Origin of the sequence: Micromonospora sp. CCTCC AA 2012012 (assembly GCF_040499845.1) — a bacterium.
GTDB lineage: Bacteria > Actinomycetota > Actinomycetes > Mycobacteriales > Micromonosporaceae > Micromonospora > Micromonospora mangrovi.
In genome coordinates, this window is sequence record NZ_CP159342.1 from 1,562,808 (window position 1) to 1,581,462 (window position 18,655).

15 protein-coding genes are annotated in these 18,655 nt (G+C 75.0%); 5 read left to right on the top strand and 10 right to left on the bottom strand.

The annotated features are described in order from the left end of the window. Nucleotides 1–3 precede the first annotated feature (3 nt). From ABUL08_RS07165 to lanKC, 4 genes are all read right to left on the bottom strand, one after another. Complete coding sequence (locus ABUL08_RS07165; RefSeq protein WP_350935694.1) at nucleotides 4–1,755, bottom strand: ABC transporter ATP-binding protein; 1,752 nt, start codon at nucleotides 1,753–1,755, stop codon at nucleotides 4–6. Then, on the bottom strand, nucleotides 1,752–3,479 hold the full coding sequence (locus ABUL08_RS07170; RefSeq protein WP_350935697.1) for an ABC transporter ATP-binding protein: 1,728 nt from the start codon (nucleotides 3,477–3,479) through the stop codon (nucleotides 1,752–1,754). The genes ABUL08_RS07165 and ABUL08_RS07170 overlap by 4 nt, the downstream gene beginning before the upstream one ends. Nucleotides 3,480–3,553: 74 nt before the next feature. Next, entirely contained in the window at nucleotides 3,554–3,670 is a 117-nt protein-coding gene (locus ABUL08_RS07175; protein WP_350935699.1) for a SapB/AmfS family lanthipeptide, read from the bottom strand. A gap of 6 nt (nucleotides 3,671–3,676) precedes the next feature. Beyond that, entirely contained in the window at nucleotides 3,677–6,274 is a 2,598-nt protein-coding gene (gene lanKC / locus ABUL08_RS07180) for a class III lanthionine synthetase LanKC (protein ID WP_350935701.1), read from the bottom strand. A gap of 411 nt (nucleotides 6,275–6,685) precedes the next feature. On the opposite strand from lanKC, the gene ABUL08_RS07185 reads away from it, so the two are divergent. From ABUL08_RS07185 to ABUL08_RS07200, 4 genes are all read left to right on the top strand, one after another. Then, nucleotides 6,686–8,200: a glycosyltransferase family 39 protein gene (locus ABUL08_RS07185; protein WP_350935702.1), complete on the top strand. Its 1,515-nt coding sequence runs from the start codon at nucleotides 6,686–6,688 to the stop codon at nucleotides 8,198–8,200. 77 nt (nucleotides 8,201–8,277) lie between these two features. Next, nucleotides 8,278–10,185, top strand: coding sequence for a glycosyltransferase family 2 protein (locus ABUL08_RS07190; RefSeq protein WP_350935704.1), 1,908 nt, complete (start codon nucleotides 8,278–8,280; stop codon nucleotides 10,183–10,185). Continuing rightward, the gene (locus ABUL08_RS07195) at nucleotides 10,173–11,306 is read left to right on the top strand and encodes a glycoside hydrolase family 26 protein (protein ID WP_350935706.1); all 1,134 of its coding nucleotides are present in this window, start codon (nucleotides 10,173–10,175) and stop codon (nucleotides 11,304–11,306) included. The genes ABUL08_RS07190 and ABUL08_RS07195 overlap by 13 nt, the downstream gene beginning before the upstream one ends. Nucleotides 11,307–11,326: 20 nt before the next feature. Further along, nucleotides 11,327–12,376, top strand: coding sequence for a nitronate monooxygenase (locus ABUL08_RS07200; protein WP_350935708.1), 1,050 nt, complete (start codon nucleotides 11,327–11,329; stop codon nucleotides 12,374–12,376). 31 nt (nucleotides 12,377–12,407) lie between these two features. Here ABUL08_RS07200 and ABUL08_RS07205 read toward each other — a convergent pair whose 3' ends face one another. From ABUL08_RS07205 to ABUL08_RS07220, 4 genes are read right to left on the bottom strand one after another with little or no spacing between them, the layout of a single operon-like run. Continuing rightward, nucleotides 12,408–13,031 (bottom strand): response regulator transcription factor, encoded by a 624-nt coding sequence (locus ABUL08_RS07205; protein WP_350935709.1) that lies wholly within the window; start codon nucleotides 13,029–13,031, stop codon nucleotides 12,408–12,410. Then, nucleotides 13,028–14,290, bottom strand: a complete 1,263-nt coding sequence (locus ABUL08_RS07210) for a sensor histidine kinase (protein ID WP_350935711.1) — start codon at nucleotides 14,288–14,290, stop codon at nucleotides 13,028–13,030. Before ABUL08_RS07210 ends, ABUL08_RS07205 begins: the two co-directional genes overlap by 4 nt. Before the next feature lie 5 nt (nucleotides 14,291–14,295). After that, nucleotides 14,296–14,751 carry an ABA4-like family protein gene (locus ABUL08_RS07215; RefSeq protein ID WP_350935713.1) on the bottom strand — a complete coding sequence of 152 codons (456 nt, stop codon included), beginning with the start codon at nucleotides 14,749–14,751 and terminating at the stop codon, nucleotides 14,296–14,298. Continuing rightward, complete coding sequence (locus ABUL08_RS07220) at nucleotides 14,748–15,677, bottom strand: hypothetical protein (protein WP_350935715.1); 930 nt, start codon at nucleotides 15,675–15,677, stop codon at nucleotides 14,748–14,750. Before ABUL08_RS07220 ends, ABUL08_RS07215 begins: the two co-directional genes overlap by 4 nt. Nucleotides 15,678–15,878: 201 nt before the next feature. Between ABUL08_RS07220 and ABUL08_RS07225 the strand changes: the two genes are divergently transcribed. Beyond that, nucleotides 15,879–16,094: a hypothetical protein gene (locus ABUL08_RS07225; protein ID WP_242800470.1), complete on the top strand. Its 216-nt coding sequence runs from the start codon at nucleotides 15,879–15,881 to the stop codon at nucleotides 16,092–16,094. 123 nt (nucleotides 16,095–16,217) lie between these two features. On the opposite strand, the gene ABUL08_RS07230 is transcribed toward ABUL08_RS07225, so the two are convergent. Together ABUL08_RS07230 and ABUL08_RS07235 are read right to left on the bottom strand one after the other, a co-directional pair. After that, nucleotides 16,218–17,678 (bottom strand): SDR family NAD(P)-dependent oxidoreductase, encoded by a 1,461-nt coding sequence (locus ABUL08_RS07230; protein WP_350935718.1) that lies wholly within the window; start codon nucleotides 17,676–17,678, stop codon nucleotides 16,218–16,220. 129 nt (nucleotides 17,679–17,807) lie between these two features. Beyond that, nucleotides 17,808–18,641 (bottom strand): PIG-L family deacetylase, encoded by an 834-nt coding sequence (locus tag ABUL08_RS07235; RefSeq protein WP_350935720.1) that lies wholly within the window; start codon nucleotides 18,639–18,641, stop codon nucleotides 17,808–17,810. Nucleotides 18,642–18,655: the final 14 nt, after the last annotated feature.

Here is an 18,655-nt window from a genome sequence, read left to right on the forward strand (position 1 = left end):
GGTTCAGCTCCGCCGGGCGGCGGCCCTCCCTGGTGGCACCGGAAGACCGTCCCAGGCGCCGACGAGCTGCCGGTAGGTCGCGGAGCGGGCCAGCAGCTCCTCGTGCGTGCCGAGGAGCGGCTCGTCGCCGTCGAGCACCAGCACCCGGCGGGCCCGCAGCGCGGAGCTGATCCGGTGCGCTATCACCACCAGGCTGCCGGGCCGCCGCGCGAAGGCGTCCTCGACCGTCGCCTCCAGCGCCGGGTCGAGGTGACAGGTCGCCTCGTCGAGGATCACCAGCGGGGCGGGTGCCAGCCAGGCCCGGACGGCGGCGATGAGCTGCCGCTCGCCGGCCGACAGCACGGCCGGCGTGACCGGCGCGGCCAGCCCGCCGAGGCGGCGCGCCAGCGGGCCCGCGCCCAGCGTGTCGAGGGCCGCCGTCAGCGTCCGGTCGTCGGCGTCGGGCCGCAGGTAACGCAGGTTGTCGGCGAGGGATGCGGTGAAGACGTACGCCTCCTGCGGGACCAGCACCCGCAGCCGGGCGAGCGCGGCCGGGTCGGTGCCGGTCACCGTCGTACCGGCCAGCTCGACCGTGCCGGACTGCGCCGGCACCAGCCCGGCCAGCAGCGCGGCCAGGGTGGACTTGCCGACGCCGCTCGGCCCGACCACGGCGAGATGGTCGCCGTCGGCCAGGGTCAGCGAGAAGTCCGACAGGACGGGCTCGGCCCGCGGCCCGTAGCGGAAGGTCAGCCCGCGGGCCCGTACGGCGGGGGACGGGCCCGGGGACGGGGTCCGGGCGGCCGGCGCAGCCGGATCGTCGGGCAGCGGGCAGGTGCGCAGGATGTTCTCCAGGGTCACCGCGTAGCGCAGGCCACCGCCGCCGACGCCCTGCACGAGGGTGTGCAGCGCCGGCTGCAGCCCCGTGGAGAGATAGATCAGCGCACCGAGCACCGCGCCCGCGGTCAGCCCTCGCGTGACCAGCCACGGCGCGGCCAGCAGCAGCACCACCAGCGGCAGCCAGCCGCCGATGCCGAGGCTGACGCTGCGCACGGCGGCCATCCGGGCGACCGTCCGTTCGGCGGCGGCCTGGGCCGACACCCGACGTTCCACCTCGGCCACGACGCGCTCCTGCGCGCCGCAGGCGAGCACGTCCCGGTGCCCGGCCAGCGCGGTCGCCGCGGCCTGGCCGAGCTGCTCGCCGGCCCGGACGTACGCGCGCTGGTGCCCGGCCATCGCCGGTAGCGCGGCGACGAAGACCGCCAGGCCGACGACCAGCGGCGCGGCGGCCAGCGCCGCCACCACCGGGGCCAGGGCGAAGAGGCCGATCAGGGCGGCGCCGGCGGCGAAGAGGAAGCCCCGGGTCACCATCAGCAGGCCACCGAAGGTGTCCCGGACGATCTCCACCTGGTGCGTCAGCCGGGCCACGGCGGCGCTGTCCGGGCGTCCGCCGGGCCGGGTGGCGTCGCGGAGCGCGGCGCGGACCACCCGGGCGGCGAGTTCGTCGCGGAACGGCTCGACCACCGCGCCGAGACTCCGGTACGTCCGGCCGGTGGCCGCCGCGCCCACCAGCACGGCCACCGCCAGGGCCGCCAGCCAGGCCAGGCCGGTGCCGAGCCGCCCGGCCAGGAAGCCGTCGTCGACGGCACGGGCCACCAGGTAGCCGGAGAGCAGCGCGGGGACCGACTCGACCAGCGACCACCCGGCCAGCCGGCTGAGGTCCCGCCGCCGGGCGTGCAGCGCCTGCCAGGTCAGCCGGCGTACGCCGGAACCGGTCACGACGCACCGCCGGCCGGCCGGAAGACCGCGCGGTACGCCGGGTCCGCCCAGAGCCGCCGGTGCGGAGCGAGGCCGCGCAGCCGGCCGTCGTCGAGCCAGGCGACCAGGTCGGCCGCCTCGGCCGTCGCGGTCCGGTGGGTGACCACCAGGCGGGTACGCTCGCCGGCCCGCCCGGCCACCGCCTGGGCGATCCGGTGTTCGGTGGCGGTGTCCAGGTTGGACGTGGCGTCGTCCAGGATGAGCAGCCGTTCGGCGGCGAGGGCGCGGGCCAGACCGAGCCGCTGGGTCTCCCCACCGGAGAGCGGGGTCTCCGCCAGCGGGGTGCGGTAGCCGTCGGGCAGCCGGGCGACGACGTCGTCGACCGCCGCCGTCCGGGTCGCCCGCAGCACGGCCGGGGTGGCGGGTGCCCCGTCGGCCGGCGGGGCGGCCGACGCGGCGGGCAGCGCCAGCCCGACCGCGTCGTGCACCGTCGCGCCGATCAGCACCGGCCGGTCGAAGGCGTAGCCCACGGCCCGGCGCAGCGCCCCCGGATCGAGGTGGGGCAGGGGCACCCCGTCGAGGCACACCTCGCCCGAATCCGGGTCGTGCAGCCGTCCCGCCACCGCGGCCAGGGTGGACTTGCCGGCCCCGGAGGTCCCGACGACGGCCACCGTGGCGCCGGCCGGGACGTCCAGGTCGACCCGGTCCAGGACGGGCCGGCCGTCGTCGGCGCGGACGGTGACCCGGCGCAGGCGCAGCGCGCCGCGGCCGGGCCGGAGGGCCCGGTCGCCGCCGGTCATGACCGGTCGGGTCAGCAGCTCGGCGACCCGGTGGGCGCCCGCCCGGCTGCGGACGAGGTGGTTCAACGTGGCGAGCACACCGCCCAGCCCGGCGCCCATGGCGGCGTACCGGACGGCGGAGACGAGCTGTCCCGGGGTGAGCCAGCCGGCGGTCAGCGCGTACCCGCCGACGGCGACCACGCTCAGGTGCAGCAGGGGCGCCACGGCGGAGGTACGCGCGCTGGCGCGGGCCAGCAGCTCCCAGCCGCGTCGACCGTGCCGACCGAGCTCGGGCAGGCCGGCCAGGACCCGCTCCGCCTCGTGCCGGCCGGTGGCGGCGGCGGCGATGGTCCGCGCGCCGGTCAGCGACTCCAGCAGCCGGCCGGCGATGCTGCCCAGCGCCCGCTGGTAGTGGCGGGCGACGGCCGAGGCGTCGGTGACGAAGGCGCGCATGAGGACGGTGAGCAGCCCGAGTCCGGCGAGCAGGGTCACGCCGAGCGCCGGCTCGATGAGGGTGAGGGCGACGACGCTGCCCAGCGGCGGCAGCGCGGTCACCACGGCCAGCACCAGCGAGTTGCCGGCCTGACCCGCGTCGGCGGCCTGGCCGACCAGCCGGCCGACGAGGTCACCGACCGGATGGTGCCGGGTGGCGCGCACGTCCAGCGCGAAGAGGTGACGCAGGAACCGCCGGCGGAGTCGGGCGGTGGCGCGGGCGGCGCCGTATCCGCCGGCCAGGTCGGTGCCGGTGTCGGTGCCGACGAGGACGACGACGAGGCCGCACGCGCAGATCGCCCACCAGGGGGAACCGCCGTCGAGGGCGGCGTCGACGGCGCCGCCGAGCGCCGCGGGGAGCAGCAGTTCGGCGGCCGCGCCGAGCAGCGCGACCGCCGTGAGCAGGACCGTCCAGCCGCCGCCCGCGCGTACCGTCCGGTGCAGCAGGCGGTCCCCCGGGGCCCACGTCCGCATCGGTCCTCCCGGTGGTACGCCGGTTGCCCCGGGTGGGCACGTCTGCCCACCCGGGGCCCCGCGTGGTGAACGGATCAGTTGCAGGTCGTGACGGAGAGCGAGCTGTCGCCGCAGAGCAGCAGGCTCGCCCGGCTACCACCGTTGCGGTCGGCCGGAGCCATCTCCAGACCCTGAAGGTCGAGAAGCGCCATGTCGTGTCACCTCCTTTTCGCTGGTCGGTCGTTCGGGTCGCCCCCGCTGACGCGGGGGAGTCTCGGCGCGCCCGGTAGCGGCGCGAGGAAGGGCAGCACCGCCGGCTCGTCGGGCCGCGCGCAGGCCAGCGCGTACAGCACGCCGGCGGTGCCGGTGGCGAGGTCCATGGAGAGCCGCAGCAGCTGCTCGCCGGGGAAGGCGGTGCCGTCCCGGTAGGGCAGCGCGTGCCAGGACAGCCGGTCGAGCTGGGCGGCGAGTTCCGCCCGCCGGTCCGCGTCGTCCGGGCTCGCGGCGAGGTACGCGATGATGCCGGCCCGGCCTGCGAAGAGCCCGGACTGCGCGTAGAACGGTGACCGGGCGGCCCGGCGGATCCCCGCGCTCGCCTCGGCGAAGTCGTCGTCGGCGCGGTGCCGCAGGTACTGGTCCAGCACCAGCCCGATGCCGACGCTGCCGTTGGCCAGGTACGGCATGGTCCGCCACCCCTCGTTCACCTCCAGCGCGCCGTCCGGGCGCAGCACGCACCGGCGCAGGTCCTGGCGCAGCGCGGTGGCGGCGTGCGTCAGCAACGTCTCGTCGCCGTTCAGCTCGTGCAGGCGCAGGAACATCAGCGCCGCTCCGGTCCGGCCGCGCAGCAGCCCGGCGTACGGGTGGTGGCCGCCGCTGATGTCGGGCCCGGGGTCGTCACCGAGCCGGTCGACGACCCGCTCGACGGCCCGCCAGGCGGCGTCGCGCAGCGACGTCTCCCCGGTGCGGCCGGCCAGTTCGGCCAGGTTGAGGGCGATCCCGGCGAGCCCGCCGGCCAGGCTGAGGTCCAGCCCGTCCCAGGGTTCCCGCAGGCAGATGTCGAGCATGTCCAGCGCGTCCTGGCGGCGGCCGAGGTGTTCCAGGGCGTACGCCACGCCGTGCAGGCCGTCGTAGAAGCCGCAGCGGGTGCCCGACGGTGGTGCGGTGGCGTGCCGGACCAGCCAGTCCTCATGTTCGGGCCGGCGTCCGGCACCACTTTCGGCGAGGGCGTACAGGACGCCGGCCGCGCCGTGCGCCAGGTTGAGGCCGCCGCTGCGGAACTGTTCGATGTCGCCGGGGAAGAGCCGGTCGTCCCGGTGCGGGGTGGCGCTGGCCAGGATCGCGCTGCCCAGCCGGTCCCGCAGGGCCGGCCGGTCACCGGGGTCCGGGGCGGCGTACGGGGCGTAGGGGACGGGTGCGCCGGTGATCTCGGCGACGGCCGGGTCGAGGAAGGAGCGGGGCACCGGGAAGGTGGCGGCGATGATGTCGGCCAGGTGCGCCGCCTTCGCCGGGTCGAGCCGGACCAGCTGGGTCAGCGGCAGGAACAGCGCCAGGCGCAGGCAGGCCAGGGCGTACCGGTCGACCGCCGGCCCGGTGCGGTCCCGGGGTGCCGCGAAGCCCTGGTTACGCAGTCCCGGCCGGCGGTGGCCGGCGATGGGCGCGGCGACCTCGAAGTCGACCAGCGCGACCCGGTCGTCCGGGCGGATCATGATGTTGAACAGGTGCAGGTCGCCGTAGACCAGGCCGCGTTCGTGGATCGCCGCGACGACCGCCTCGACCTGCTCGTGGACGTGCCGCGCCCACCGCACGTACGCCGCCCGGTCCTCGTCGGTCGCGTCGGCGTCGATCAGCGGGTACCGGTCGACCAGCACCTTGTTGAGGGAGCGGCCCTCGATGAACTCCAGCGCGAGGAACCGGTGCTCGCCGAGGGTGAACTCGTCGTGCACCCGGGGCACCTGCGGCAGGTCGGCGAGCTGCCGCAGGACGGCGCCCTCCCGGGCCAGCCGGGCGACCGCGTCGGTGCCGTCGGCGTCCAGGCCGGCGTACGGCCGCGCCTCCTTCAGCACCACCTCGGTGTCGGTCCGCAGGTCGCGGCCCACGTACAGCCCGCCGCCGTTGGAGAAGTGGATGACCCGCTCGATCCGGTAGGGCACCTCGTCGGTGCTGGTGGCGCTCCGGGCGGCGAGGTGCGGGCCGAGAAAGTCCGGCAGGGTGACCCAGGACGGCACGTGGAAGACCGGGTCCCGGCGGTCGGGCACCAGCGTGCCGGAGTCGTCCTCGATCGCCGGCACCACCTGCCCGTCGGCGGAGCGGCAGTAGCGGGCGGCGAAGCCGCCGTAGCGGACGTGGACCGGGCCGGTGCCGTAGCGCAGGTCGCTGAGGATGTACGGCCCGGGCTCGCCGGCGAGCAGCTCGTCGAGCTCCTTGCAGGCCAGCTCCAGCTCCGCCTCGTCGCGGGGGTAGACGGTGATGAACTTGCCGCTGGCGGCGCGGCTGGCGTACTTGGAGTTGCGCATCAGCAGGGTGCGGGGGCCGCGGAGGAACTTGAAGGAGAGTCCACGGGGGACGCAGTACGCCCAGACGGCGTCCAGCACCCGCTCGGCGTTCGCCAGGCCCGCCGACACGTGGATCTTCCAGCCCTGCTGCGGCAGCGAGCCGCCGTCCGGCGCGTGGATCAGCCAGTCGTCGAGCGGCTCGCGCCGCCAGCCGGCCGGGACGGGCCGCTCGGCGGCCGGGAAGACCGGCTGGGCGACCGCGCTGCCGAGCGAGTCGTAGAACAGCCGATCCGCGGCGCAGTAGCTGTCGTAGCGCTCGTCCACCGTGACGACTCCCTTCGCGAACTCGACCGGCCGTTTTCCCCGGTGACACGTCGAGTCTCGTCGGCAGGACGGTCCCGGCTCCAGTGCGTTCGGTCATGACGGTCGATGCGAGGTGCACCGCCGGGCATGACAAAAGTCAGCGGCGGCCCGTGCGACCGGGGGCCCTGCCGCGGGCGGGACGGGGACGGGGCGATGGGCCGAACGTGCCTGTCCCACGCCTTTTACGGCATATGAGCACTCTGTGGGGTTTTGGGTTCCTATGCTCCAGAGGTCAGCCAGTACGCGACCCAGGAACCCGCCTGGCGCGCTGTGCGCCGCGCCGCCCGTACGCCACCGGTCCCACCGGCCCGGCGTGCCCGCGCGCGGCCCTGGGCCTCGACGGCCGGAACCCACGGAGATGCGTGAGACACGATGATGGACGCGGAAACCATGGTGCTGCCCCGGCTCGGGGTGGCCGAGCTGCGCGTCGAGGATCCCTGGGGAGAGGACCACGGTGCCGTCCCGGCCCGTCCGGTGGCGGACTCCCGATGGTGGCGTCCCGCGCCGTGGCTGCTGCCGGCGCTGCTGATGGGCGCGCTCGGTCTCCTCGGGGCGGGCCGACCGGGCCTGCGGGCGGAGGAACTCACGACCTGGGAACGGGCCGCCTCGTCCTGGCCGGACGCCTGGTCGGCGCTGCGCGGTGAGGACGTCACCGTCGCGCCGTACCACCTCCTGGTGCGCGCGTGGGCGGCAGCCTTCGGCAGCTCCGACCTCGCCCTGCGCGGACCCTCCATCCTGGCGATGACCGTCGCGGCGGCGCTGGTGGGGGCGCTGGCGGCCCGGATGTTCACGCCGCGCACGGGGGTCGTCGCCGGTCTCCTCTTCGCCCTGCTGCCGACCTCCACCCGGTACGCCCAGGAGGCCCAGCCGTACGCGGTGACCCTGCTGCTCGCCGTGCTCGCCACGTCGCTCCTGGTGCCGGCCGTCGAACGACCGGGGTTCCGCCGCTTCGCCGCCTACGGCGCTGCCGTGGCGGTGCTGGGGCTGGGCAACGTCGTCGTCGGAGCGCTCCTGCTCGCCGCACACGGGTGGATCGTCTGCGCCTTCCGCCGCCGGGTGGCGGTCCGCTGGCTGATCGCCGCCTCCGTCGGCGCGCTGCCCGCCGCCGCCCTGGTCCGGTTCGCCAGCCAGCACGGCGCGCCGATCGCCCTGGCGGCGCGACCGAGCCTGGCGGCGCTGGCCGCGACCCCCGGCGAGCTGTTCGGCGTCGCCGCCCTGGGGGGCGTGCTGCTCGCCCTGGCCCTGTTCAGCCTTCCGCTGCGCCGCACCGCCGCCCTGCACACCGCCGGGGCGCTGGTGCCGCCGCTCGTCCTGCTGCTCGTCGCCCAGGTCGCGCCGGTCTGGCGGCCGCAGTGGCTGCTCGTCACCCTCCCGGCCTGGGCGACACTCGGCGCGGTCGCCCTGGCCCGGACCCGCGTGCCCTGGTCCGCCGGGGTGCTGGCGGCGGTCGCCCTGATCGGCGCGCCGGTGCAGGTCGCCGTGCGGGAACCCGACGGCCATCAGCAGGCCACCCGGCAGCTCGCCGAGATCATCGGGGAGCGGCTGCGGCCCGGCGACGGCGTGGTCTACGCCTCGACCAGCGTACCGGGCGGCCGGACCGCCCTCGCCCGCTACCTGCCCGCCGACCACCGGCCGGTGGACGTCCTGGCGAACGGCGCACCGACCGGTGACCGGCACCGCGCCACCCCCGGCTGCACCGACGCCGCCCGCTGCCTGTGGGGCGTCCGGCGGCTCTGGGTGATCGGCCCCGGCACGCGGCCGGACCCGGTGGACGCCGTCGGCGGCTCGGCGGAGCGGCTGCTGCGGACCCGCTACGAGGTGTCCCAGGTGTGGCGGCCCACCGGGTTCACGCTGGCCCTGCTGGTCGACGAGCGCACCGACCTGTGACCCGTCCACCGGTTCCCATTCACCCCCGTCTCGCGGTTTCGCACCTGTCCGGATCAGCCACAGCCTTGGGAGGCACCGTGGGCATCGTCGCCGACACCCGCCCGTCCCGGCCCGCCACGCAGGAGACGTCCGGCGGTGGGCCCACGGCGCTCACCTCGGCCCCGCCCTCGTCCGGTCCGCAACCCGACCGCCGGCAGCGCAACATCAGGGCCCGCCTCGCGTACGCCAAGTGCGGCGCGACCGCCGGGCCGCTGGTCGCGCCCCGGCACCCGCGGGCGCCGGTGGAGTTCCGCCACGTGCTCTCGCCCGCCGCGCGGCTCATGCTGACGCTGCTCGTCCTCGTCAACAGCGCCGCCGGCCTGCTGCTCATCGGGTGGCTGCTGCTGCCCGCGCACGTCCCCGGAGCGGGCGTGGTCGGGTTCGGCGGCTGGCAGACGACGGCGGCCCGGATCGGCTTCTGCGTGGTCGTCGGCGTCGAGCTGATCCGGCTCGCGCAGAACGTCGTGGTCTGGGTGTTCGCCTTCCACGCCCGGGACCCGGTCCCGGTCGACCCCCCGGTCGGCCTGCGGGTGGCCCTGCTCACCACCATCGTGCCCAGCAAGGAGCCGCTCGACGTGGCCGAGCGGACCCTGCGACGGATGACCCAGATCGTCTACTGCGGCCGAGTCGACGTCTGGATCCTCGACGAGGGCGACGACCCGGCGGTGCGGGCGATGGCCGCGCGGCTCGGGGTACGGCACTTCAGCCGCAAGGGCCGGCCGGAGTACAACCAGCCGAGCGGCGAGTTCCGGGCCCGGACGAAGTCGGGCAACCACAACGCCTGGCGGGCCGAACACGAGCACCACTACGACGTGGTCGCCAACGTCGACCCGGACCACGTGCCGCTGCCGAACTTCCTCGAACGGACGCTCGGCTACTTCCGCGACCCCGACGTGGCCTTCGTGGTCACGCCGCAGGTCTACGGCAACATGCACCAGAACGTGGTCGCCCACGGCGCGTCGGTGCAGCAGTACCTCTACAACGGGCTGATCGCGCGCGGCGGGAACGGCCTGGACGCGCCGCTGCTCACCGGCACCGGCCACCTCTACCGGCCGACCGCGTGGCGGACCATCGGCGGCTACCAGGACTCGATCATCGAGGACCACCTGACCAGCATCCGCATCCACGCCGCCGCCAACCCCGAGACGGGCAACCAGTGGAAGGGCGTCTACACCCCCGACGTGGTGGCCATCGGGGAGGGCCCGACCTCCTGGGCGGACTATTTCAACCAGCAGAAGCGCTGGGCGGCCGGCATCTGCGAGATCCTGGTCCGCCCCGACCTGCGCGCGCCCCGCGAACTGCGCTCGCGGCGGCGCTGGCACTACCGGCTGCTCCAGTTCTACTACCCGAGCGTGGCGGTGAGCCTCCTGCTGGGGAACCTCGCCACCGCTCTGTACCTGCTCACCGGTGTGAGCTCGGCCCAACTCGACGTCACCGTCTGGGGGGTGCTCTGGGGATCGAGCATCGGCGCCTGGTTCCTGCTCTGGCTTTGGCTGCGCCGGTTCAACATCGCGCCGCACGAGCGGGAGGAGATCGGGCTGGTCGGCATGGCGCTGGCCCTCTTCGCCGGTCCCATCTATGTCGCCGCCGGGGTCGGCGCGCTGCTGCGGCGCAAGCTCGGCTTCGTGGTGACGGCCAAGGGGAAGCTGCGCACCACCGAGTCGCTCGGCACCTTCCGGCTGCACTTCTGCTGGGCGGCCTTCGCCGCCGCCCTGCTCGGCGCGAGTTTCCTGCTGCACACCGACTACACCCTGCTGCGGGCGTGGCCGCTGCTGACCCTGCTGACCGGTCTCGGCCCACCGCTGATCGCCCTCGCGTCCCGGTTGGCCGCCGGCCGCGAGGAGGAGGCCGACCCGGCGGAGGCCGCCGTACCCGTCGGAAGCGGCGCCCGGCAGACGCGGAGGTCGCTGGTGACCGCCGAGCGGGGTGTGCCGTGGCGAGGCTGACCGTCCCGCGGGTCAGCCTGGCGCTGATCGGCGCGCTGCTGCTCACGTACGCCTTCGCCATCGCGCCCCGGACGACGTCCTGGGGGCGGGGGCCGACCCCGACCGACCGGGCGGTGACGGCCGCGCCGAGTCCGACGCCCACCCCGCGCCGCGAGCTGTTCCCGCCGGCCGGAAAGGCGTTCGTCGGCGTGATGACCGAACAGGGCCCGTACGACTTCGCGGCGGTGGACTCCTTCACCGCAGCCGCGCGGCACCAGCCGCAGGTCATGCTCTTCAGCTCCGGGTGGGCGTCCGACACCTTCGACCGGGCGCTCTTCGACCGGATCCGGGATCGCGGCATGCTGCCCATGCTCGGGTGGGAACCCTGGGACTACCAGCTGGACCAGACGGCCCGGAAGAAGAAGATGGCGGCCCGCACCATCGACCGGTTGCGGGCCGACCAGCCCCGCTACCAGCTGGCCGACATCGCACGCGGCGACTTCGACGACTACCTGCTGTCCTGGGCCGAGGGGATCCGGTCACTCGGCTACCCGGTCGCCATCCGGTTCGCCCACGAGATGAACGGCGACTGGTACCCGTGGTGCGAGATGGTCAACGGCAACCAGCCGGGCGACTACGTCCGGGCCTGGCGGCACGTGCACAACCTGTTCCGGGACGTCGGCGCCGACAACGTCATCTGGGTGTGGAGCCCGAACGCCCGGTGGTCCGGCTCGAAGCAGAAGCTCGCCGACCTCTATCCGGGCGACGACTACGTCGACTGGGCGGGCGTCTCCGGCTACTACGGCACGGGGGTGTTCTCGGCGTACCGCTCCTTCGACGACATCTTCGACGAGACCCTCAAGGAGATCCGTACCTTCACCCACAAGCCGCTGGTCATCACCGAGACCGGTGCGTCGGACGGCAAGGGCCGCAAGGCCGAGTGGATCCGCGAGACGTTCCGGGCGCTGCCCCGCCACCGGGACATCATCGGGCTGATCTGGTTCGAGGTGGACAAGGAGCTGGACTGGCGGATCGTCAGCTCCCCGACGGTGGCGGACTCCTTCGCCCGGGGCGTCGCCGACCCGCGCTACCAGTTCCCCTGGTCACCGCAGATGGTGCCGCGCACCGAGCTGGACGACTGACGGCCGGCGAGAATCGGAGGATGTCCGTCCTGTCGAACCTGACCTGTCCGATCGTCGCCGCCCCGATGGCCGGCGGCCCGTCCACCCCGGCTCTCGCGGCCGCCGTCTCCGCCGCCGGTGGGCTGGGTTTCCTCGCCGCCGGGATGATCGACACCGACCGGCTGGTCGCCGACGTCGCCGAGGTCCGCGCGCGCACCGACCACCCCTTCGGGGTCAACGTCTTCCTCCCGCCCGCCGACGCCGTCGACGAGGCGGCCCTCGGGGCGTACGCCGACCGGCTCCGCCCGGAGGCCGACCGGCGCGGGGTGACCCTCGGCGAGCCGGCCGGCGGTGACGACGGATACCCGGGCAAGGTGGCCGCCCTGCTCGCGGACCCGGTCCCGGTGGTGTCCTTCGCGTTCGGGCTGCCGGACGCGGCGACGGTGGCGGCCCTCCGGGAGCGGGGCACCGAGGTCTGGGCGACGGTGACCCGGCCGGACGCCGCGCTGGCGGCGGCCCGGCTGGGCGTGGACGCCGTGGTGGTGCAGGGCACCGAGGCCGGCGGGCACCGCGGCGGCCTCCCGGACGACGACGACTACGCCCTGCTGCCGCTGCTGCGTCTGGTCGCTGCCGACTGTGACCGGCCGCTGGTCGCCGCCGGCGGTGTCGCCGACGGTCCGGGGCTGGCCGCCGTGCTGGCCGCGGGCGCCGCCGCCGCGCAGCTCGGCACGGCCTTCCTGCGCTGCCCGGAGGCGGGCACCACGCCGATGCACCGGGCGGCGGTCGCCGGCACCACGCCGACCGCGCTGACCCGGGCGTTCACCGGCAAGCGGGCCCGGGCTGTCGTCAACGACTTCCTGCGCCGGCACGAGCCGTCCGCGCCGGCCGGTTATCCGCAGGTGCTGCACCTGACCCGGCCGCTGCTGGCCGCCGCCCGGCGGGACGGGGACGTCACGACGGCCAACCTGTGGGCCGGCCAGGCGCATCCCCTGTCGTCGGAGCTGCCGGCGGCCGACCTGGTGGCCCGGTTGACCGCCGACGCCCGGTCCGCGTTGACGGCGGCGGCCGACAGGGCGGCCCACTGGGCGTGAGGACCCTGCGGCGACGACCCGCCCGTACCGCTCAGCCGCGGGCGAACAGCGCCAGCCGGACCCGGTTGGGGCTGTTGGTCTTGGCCATCAGGCTGGTGATGTGGGTCTTCACCGTGGTGACGCCGATGTGCAGCCGCTCGGCGATCTCCAGGTTGGACAGCCCCTCGGCGACCAGGTTCAGCACGTCCTGTTCGCGTACGGTCAGCCCCTGGACCGACCGCGGCGTCTCGGTACGCGCGTGCACCGCGCGCCGGACCAGGCGGCGCAGCACCTCCGGGCTGAACGGGCTGTCCCCGCCGGCGGCCCGGCGGACGCCGTCCAGCAGCTCCCCGGGGGGCGCGTCCTTGAGCAGGAAGCCGCAGGCGCCGGCGGTCAGCGCCGGATAGAGGTGGTCGTCGTCGCCGAACGTGGTCAGCACCAGCACCCGGGTGGCCGGCCGGTCGGCGAGGATCCGGCTCGTCGCGGTGATCCCGTCGACGCCGGGCATGCGCAGGTCCATGACGACGACGTCCGGGACGAGCCGCGCGGCGAGGGAGATCGCGTCGCGGCCGTTGTCGGCCTCACCGACGACCTCGAGGTCGGGCTGCGCGTCGCAGAGCATGCGCAGCCCCGCGCGGATCAGGTGCTGGTCGTCGACCAGCAGGACGCGGATCATGCCGGCTCCGTCGCGGGCGGCCCGGTCGTCGTCGCCCGGGGCGCGGGCGGGCCGACGGGGGAGCGGGGCGGCCCCGGCGGTGCGGGGGCGGTCGCCGGGGCCGGGAGGACGGTGTGGACCCGCCAGCCCGCACCGGCCGGCCCGGCCGCCAGGCGACCGCCGAGGACCTCGACGCGTTCGCGCATGCCGATGAGGCCGTGACCGCCACCGGACGGGGCCGCGGCCGGCATCCGGCCCCGACCGTCGTCGGAGACCTCCCAGTGGACGGCACCGTCCACCACGGACACCGACAGGCGGGCCAGCGCGGCGGGACCGGCATGCCGGGCCACGTTGGTCAGCGCCTCCTGGGTCAGGCGCAGCACCGCCAGACCCCGCACCGCGTCGAGCGAGCCGACCGCCGGGTCGACGTCGGCCTCCACCGTGACACCGGCCTGGCGGGCCCGGTCGACCGCCGTGTCGAGCGCGGCCGGCAGCGCCGCCGGCTCGATCGCGGTCAGCGCCGCGTCACCGCGTACCCCGTCGGGGTCGCGCAGCACCGCCACCAGTCGGCGCAGGTCCGCCAGGGCGGCGGTCCCCGTGCCGTGCACGTCGTCGAAGACCGCCTCCACCCGCGGGTCCAGGTCGGTGAGCACGTGCCGGGCCACGCCCACCCGCAGCACCATCGACGCCACGTGGTGGGCGACCACGTCGTGCAGCTCGCGGGCGATGGCGCTGCGTTCGTCGGCGCGCGCGGCGCGGTTCTCCGACTCGCGCCGGCGCTGCTCCTCGGCCGCGCGCTGCGCGGCCTGCCGACCGAGTTCCCGGGTGGTCCGGATGACCAGGCCGAGCAGCAGCGGCACGCCGACCGCCACGACCAGTCCGAAGACGCCGGAGAGGAAGCGCCGGACCGGATCGCCGATCGAGTCGGCCAGGTCGACCGCGGCCAGCAGCCCGGCGGCCAGCCAGATGGTCCGCCGCCGGTGCGCCCACATGGCCACCTCGAGCAGCGCCCAGCTCGCCCCCACCTGGTTGATCGTGGTGTCGTCGAGGACGCCGATCGCCAACGCCAGGAGCGCGGTCTGCGCCACCAGGTTGACCAGCGGCCGGCGGTGCAGCACCAGCGCGACGGTGAACGCGACCGCCGCCAGGAGCCACTGCGGGCCCGTCGGCGGGCGGCCGGCCTGGGTGCCGAAGACCAGGTAGCCGACGCCGCTGAGGTCGAGCAGCAGCAGCCGGGCGAGCGTGTCGCGCGCGTCGAACAGTCGTCCCAGCCACCCCACGGCGCTCAGCCTAGGCGCTGCGGCTCGGCGCCAGCAGTGGCCGCCGGCCTCGGCCATCTGGTCCGGACGGCGAGGTAGGCGGCCAGGCCGAGCGGGCCGAGGAGGATGGTCAGCAGCAGCACCGGGGCCGTCACCAGCGCCGGCACGCCCCGGTCCCGGCTGTCCAGCCACGCCCACCGGCCGACGAAGAGATCGAACGCGATCATGTGGGCCCAGGCGGCCGCCGTGCCGTCCGTGGTGCCCAGCAGCCGGCGGATGCCGTCCAGGCTCGGCGACGCCACCGCCGGCAGCACGTCGCCGATCGCCGGCAGGACGAGCATCGCGTAGATGACCAGGACCGGGAGCACGATGAGCGGCGAGGAGATGATCCGGGCGGTCCGGGACCAGTGCGGCAGCAGGATCATCAGCGCCCAGAACGGCGCGGCCACCGCGAACGTCAGCGTGAACAGCGCGCCGGTCATGCGGCGAGCGCCACGTCGAGGCCGCGGCGGCGCGTCAGGACCGAGCCGGCGGCGGTCGCGGTCGCGACCACCAGGGCCGCCGCGGCGGCCAGCGTGACCGCATCGGGCCGCAGCAGCGGCTGCCCGCGCAGTGCCTGCCAGGTCAACAGCAGCGTGAGTACGCCGTACGCCCCGCCCGCGACGACCAGCAGCCGCACCTGGGTGCGCTCGTCCAGCCGGGTGCCGAAGAACCGGCGCAGCAGGATCGCCATGATCGGCAGGGCCTGGAGGGCGTGCAGTCCCACGAAGTGCCCGATCCGCAGGTCGCCGCCGGTGGTGCTCCAGCCCAGCAGCGGCAGCCCCGGCCCGCCGTCCGGTACGCCCACGCTGTGCGCCCCGGCGATCCCCTCCACACCGGGGGCCTGGCCGGGCAGCACCATCGGCACCGCCACCAGCATGCCCAGCAGGGACAGGCCGAGCCCCAGCCCGACCGCGTACGCGGCGACCCGATCGGCGGGCGGTCGGGTCAGCAGCACGATCCCGATGATGCCGTGCGCCACGAAGAGCACCGCGATCGACGCGCCCATCGCCTGCCACAGCGCGGCGTTCAGCGGGGTCGTCTCGTTGTAGTGGCTGGTCGTCCCGCGTACCACTTGACCGACGATCACCACCATCTCGATCAGGGACGTCGCGACGATGACGGTGCCCGCCCACTCCGCGACCCGGCTCCGCCCCGGCAGCAGCGAGAGCATCCAGGCGAGGGTGATGCCGTAGAGCACGAACGACACGGAGAACTTGAACGGTTTGAGCCAGATCGGCGCGCCGGTGACGATTCGTGGGTCGATGAGGACGCCGACGGCGGCGACGACGGCGAGCACCGCCGTCGCCGAGACGAGAACCATCAGCGGGCGGTGCCACTGTGCGGGCCGGTGCGAGAGGCTGGTCATGCCTCAGATGCTCGTGATCCACCGCCCGGTCGGCGTCCGACCGGGGTCCCCGATTGCGGCCGGGGGTCGGAGCGCGGACTCCTACCGGGGGAGGAGGCGAGCGAATTGGGTCCGACCCGGTGGACCGCTCCCACCTACTGGCCCGTACCCCTCGGCGGCGGATTGATATACCGTCGGCAAGTGATGGTTGAGCAGCACTTGATGGTTGAGCAGCACTGGTGGAACGGCGACTCGACCCGGCGTGGGCGTCGGGACGTGTACATCCGCACCGATGGTCGGTGTTGGTCGGTCGAGGCGCAGATCGGCGGCGAGTCCGGCCGCTCCCGGGTGCAGGAGTGCCCGAGCCGGGCCTCGGCGGCCATTCTCGCCAGCGCCTGGCGTGGAAACCACCCGTCCTGGCGCGAACTGCCGAGCTGACACCAGGGCGGTCGGTCCCCTGATGAGCGGTGTGCCGCAGAGGCGTCTTCAGGTCTCTGCGGCATACCGTTCGGCGTCAGGACGGGGTGCCCGCCCGCCGACGCCGTGTGACCTGCGCCACACTCACCAGGCGCAGGGGGTGTAGTCCTTCAGGAAGCAGCCGTACAGGTCCTCGCCCTGCTCACCGCGGACGATCGGGTCGTACACCCGGGCCGCGCCGTCGACCAGGTCCAGCGGAGCGTGGAAGCCGGCGTCCGCCAGCCGCATCTTCGTCGGGTGCGGGCGCTCGTCGGTGATCCAGCCGGTGTCGACGCTGGTCATCAGGATGCCGTCGGTCAGCATCTCCTGGGCGCTGGTGCGGGTCAGCATGTTCAGCGCGGCCTTGGCCATGTTGGTGTGCGGGTGCCCCGGCCCCTTGTAACCGCGGCCGAACTGGCCCTCCATCGCCGAGACGTTGACCACGTACTTGCGGCGGGCGGGCGCCGCGGCCATCGCCGGCCGCAGCCGGCTCACCAGCACGAACGGTGCGGTCACGTTGCACAGCTGCACCTCGAGCAGCTCCAGCGGGTCGACCTCGTGCACCCGCTGCACCCAGCTGTTCACCGGGTCGAGGTCGGGCACCAGACCGCCGGCGTCGATGGCGGTGGCCGCCGCGATCCGCTCCGGTGAGGCCGAGCCGCTGGTCAGCGCCAGCGCGGTGAGCGCGTGCGGCGGGATCGCGGCGGCCAGCGGCGAGGCGGTCAGGCTGCCCGCCGGGTCGCCCGCGCCGGCCGGCTTGGCGAACGTCACCAGCTCCGGCAGCGGCCCGTCCGGCAGGGCCGCCGTCTCCGCGGCGACGAGCTGGGCGTACGCCCCGGGCGTGCGCCGGACGGTCTGCGCCGCGTTGTTGATCAGGATGTCGAGGGGGCCCTGGGCGGCGACCGAGTCGGCGAGGGCGATCACCTGGGCGGGGTCGCGCAGGTCGATCCCGACGATCCGCAGCCGGTGCAGCCAGTCCCCGCTGTCCGGCATCGCCGCGAACCGGCGGACCGCGTCGTGCGGGAACCGCGTCGTCACCGTGGTGTGCGCCCCGTCGCGCAGCAGCCGCAGCGCGATGTACATGCCGATCTTCGCCCGGCCGCCGGTCAGCAGCGCCCGCCGACCGGTCAGGTCGGTACGGGCGTCGCGGCGCTCCCGGTTGAGCGCGGCGCAGGACGGGCAGAGCTGGTGGTAGAAGGCGTCCACCTCGTGGTAGCGCTGCTTGCAGACGTAGCAGCCGCGCGGGTTGTGCAGGAACCCGGCGGTGGCGCCGGCGGTGGGGGAGGCGAGCGGGATGCCCTGGGTCTCGTCGTCGATCCGGCCCGGGGCGCCGGTGGCGGTGGCCTCCGTCACCGCCCGGTCGGCTGCCGCGACGGCGTCCCGCCGCTCCTCGCGCCGGCGCTGCTTGATCACCTTGTAGAGCTTCGCGGTGGCCCGCTGCATCCGCACCACGTCGGGGTGGTCCGACGGCAGCTCCTCCAGCGCGGCGAAGACGCCGAGACAGGTCTCCAACAGGTCGGGATCGATGCCCGGTCGACCTACCCCGGTCGCGTTGTCCGTAGTCATTCCGTCGCTGTCCGTTCCGTTCCCTGCGCCGGAGCTGCCGGCCCACCCATATCCGACCCGGAACTGTACGCACGTCACGGCCCCGGACGCACCCCGCCTCCGACCGGGGCGGCGGGGTGGCGGCGCGGGTCAGCGCAGCCCGGCGAAGAGGTCGTCCTCCGGCGTCGGCGCGCCGGTGGTGTCCCGGACCCGGACGAAGGTCTCCACGCCCATCAGCTCGGTGAACCGGTCCCGCCCCAGTTGCAGGAAGAAGATATTCTCGCTCTGGCTGGCGTGGGTGGCGAGCGCGTCGAACTTCTGCCCGCCGTACTCGCTCGTGTCGACCCAGGTGGTGATCTCCTCGTCGGGCAGGCCGAGCGGTGGCCCCTCCGGCGTCGACTCGGCGTCCGGGTCGGCCCACTCGACGCCCAGCTCCCGCATGACCCGACCGAACTCCGCGAACGCCGTCCGGGGCACGGTGGTCCAGTAGACCTTCGCGGGGATCTGCGTCCGCGCCACCGCGGCCATGGTGATCCGGTGCGCCTGGATGTGGTCCGGGTGGCCGTAGAAGCCGTTCTCGTCGTAGGTCACCACGACGTCCGGCCGGTACCGCTCGATCAGCTCCGCCAGCCGGGCCGCCGCCTCGTCGACCGGGGTGGTCCAGAACGCGCCGGGCAGCTCGTTGGTCGCCCAGCCCATCATCCCGGAGTCGGCGTACCCCAGGGTCTCCAGGTGGGTGACCTTCAGCGCGGCGCAGCTGGCCTCCAGCTCGGCCTGGCGCATCGCCACCACGGCGGCCGGGTCGTGCGCCGGGTCGCCCGGCTTCACCCCGCCGGGGCCGTCACCGCAGCGCCCGTCGGTGCAGGTCACCAGCACGGTGGTGACGCCTTCGGCCGCATAGCGGGCCAGCACGCCGCCGGTGCTCGTCGCCTCGTCGTCGGGGTGGGCGTGCACCGCCATCAGGGTCAGGGGTCGCTCAACCATGCCGCCACCCTACG

Coding starts and splice junctions, on each gene's coding strand:
- ABUL08_RS07170 (WP_350935697.1), bottom strand. CDS start 3,479: ATGCGGACGTGGGCCCCGGGGGACCGCCTGCTGCACCGGACGGTACGC.
- ABUL08_RS07175 (WP_350935699.1), bottom strand. CDS start 3,670: ATGGCGCTTCTCGACCTTCAGGGTCTGGAGATGGCTCCGGCCGACCGC.
- ABUL08_RS07185 (WP_350935702.1), top strand. CDS start 6,686: ATGATGGACGCGGAAACCATGGTGCTGCCCCGGCTCGGGGTGGCCGAG.
- ABUL08_RS07200 (WP_350935708.1), top strand. CDS start 11,327: ATGTCCGTCCTGTCGAACCTGACCTGTCCGATCGTCGCCGCCCCGATG.
- ABUL08_RS07205 (WP_350935709.1), bottom strand. CDS start 13,031: ATGATCCGCGTCCTGCTGGTCGACGACCAGCACCTGATCCGCGCGGGG.
- ABUL08_RS07215 (WP_350935713.1), bottom strand. CDS start 14,751: ATGACCGGCGCGCTGTTCACGCTGACGTTCGCGGTGGCCGCGCCGTTC.
- ABUL08_RS07220 (WP_350935715.1), bottom strand. CDS start 15,677: ATGACCAGCCTCTCGCACCGGCCCGCACAGTGGCACCGCCCGCTGATG.
- ABUL08_RS07225 (WP_242800470.1), top strand. CDS start 15,879: ATGGTTGAGCAGCACTGGTGGAACGGCGACTCGACCCGGCGTGGGCGT.
- ABUL08_RS07230 (WP_350935718.1), bottom strand. CDS start 17,678: ATGACTACGGACAACGCGACCGGGGTAGGTCGACCGGGCATCGATCCC.
- ABUL08_RS07235 (WP_350935720.1), bottom strand. CDS start 18,641: ATGGTTGAGCGACCCCTGACCCTGATGGCGGTGCACGCCCACCCCGAC.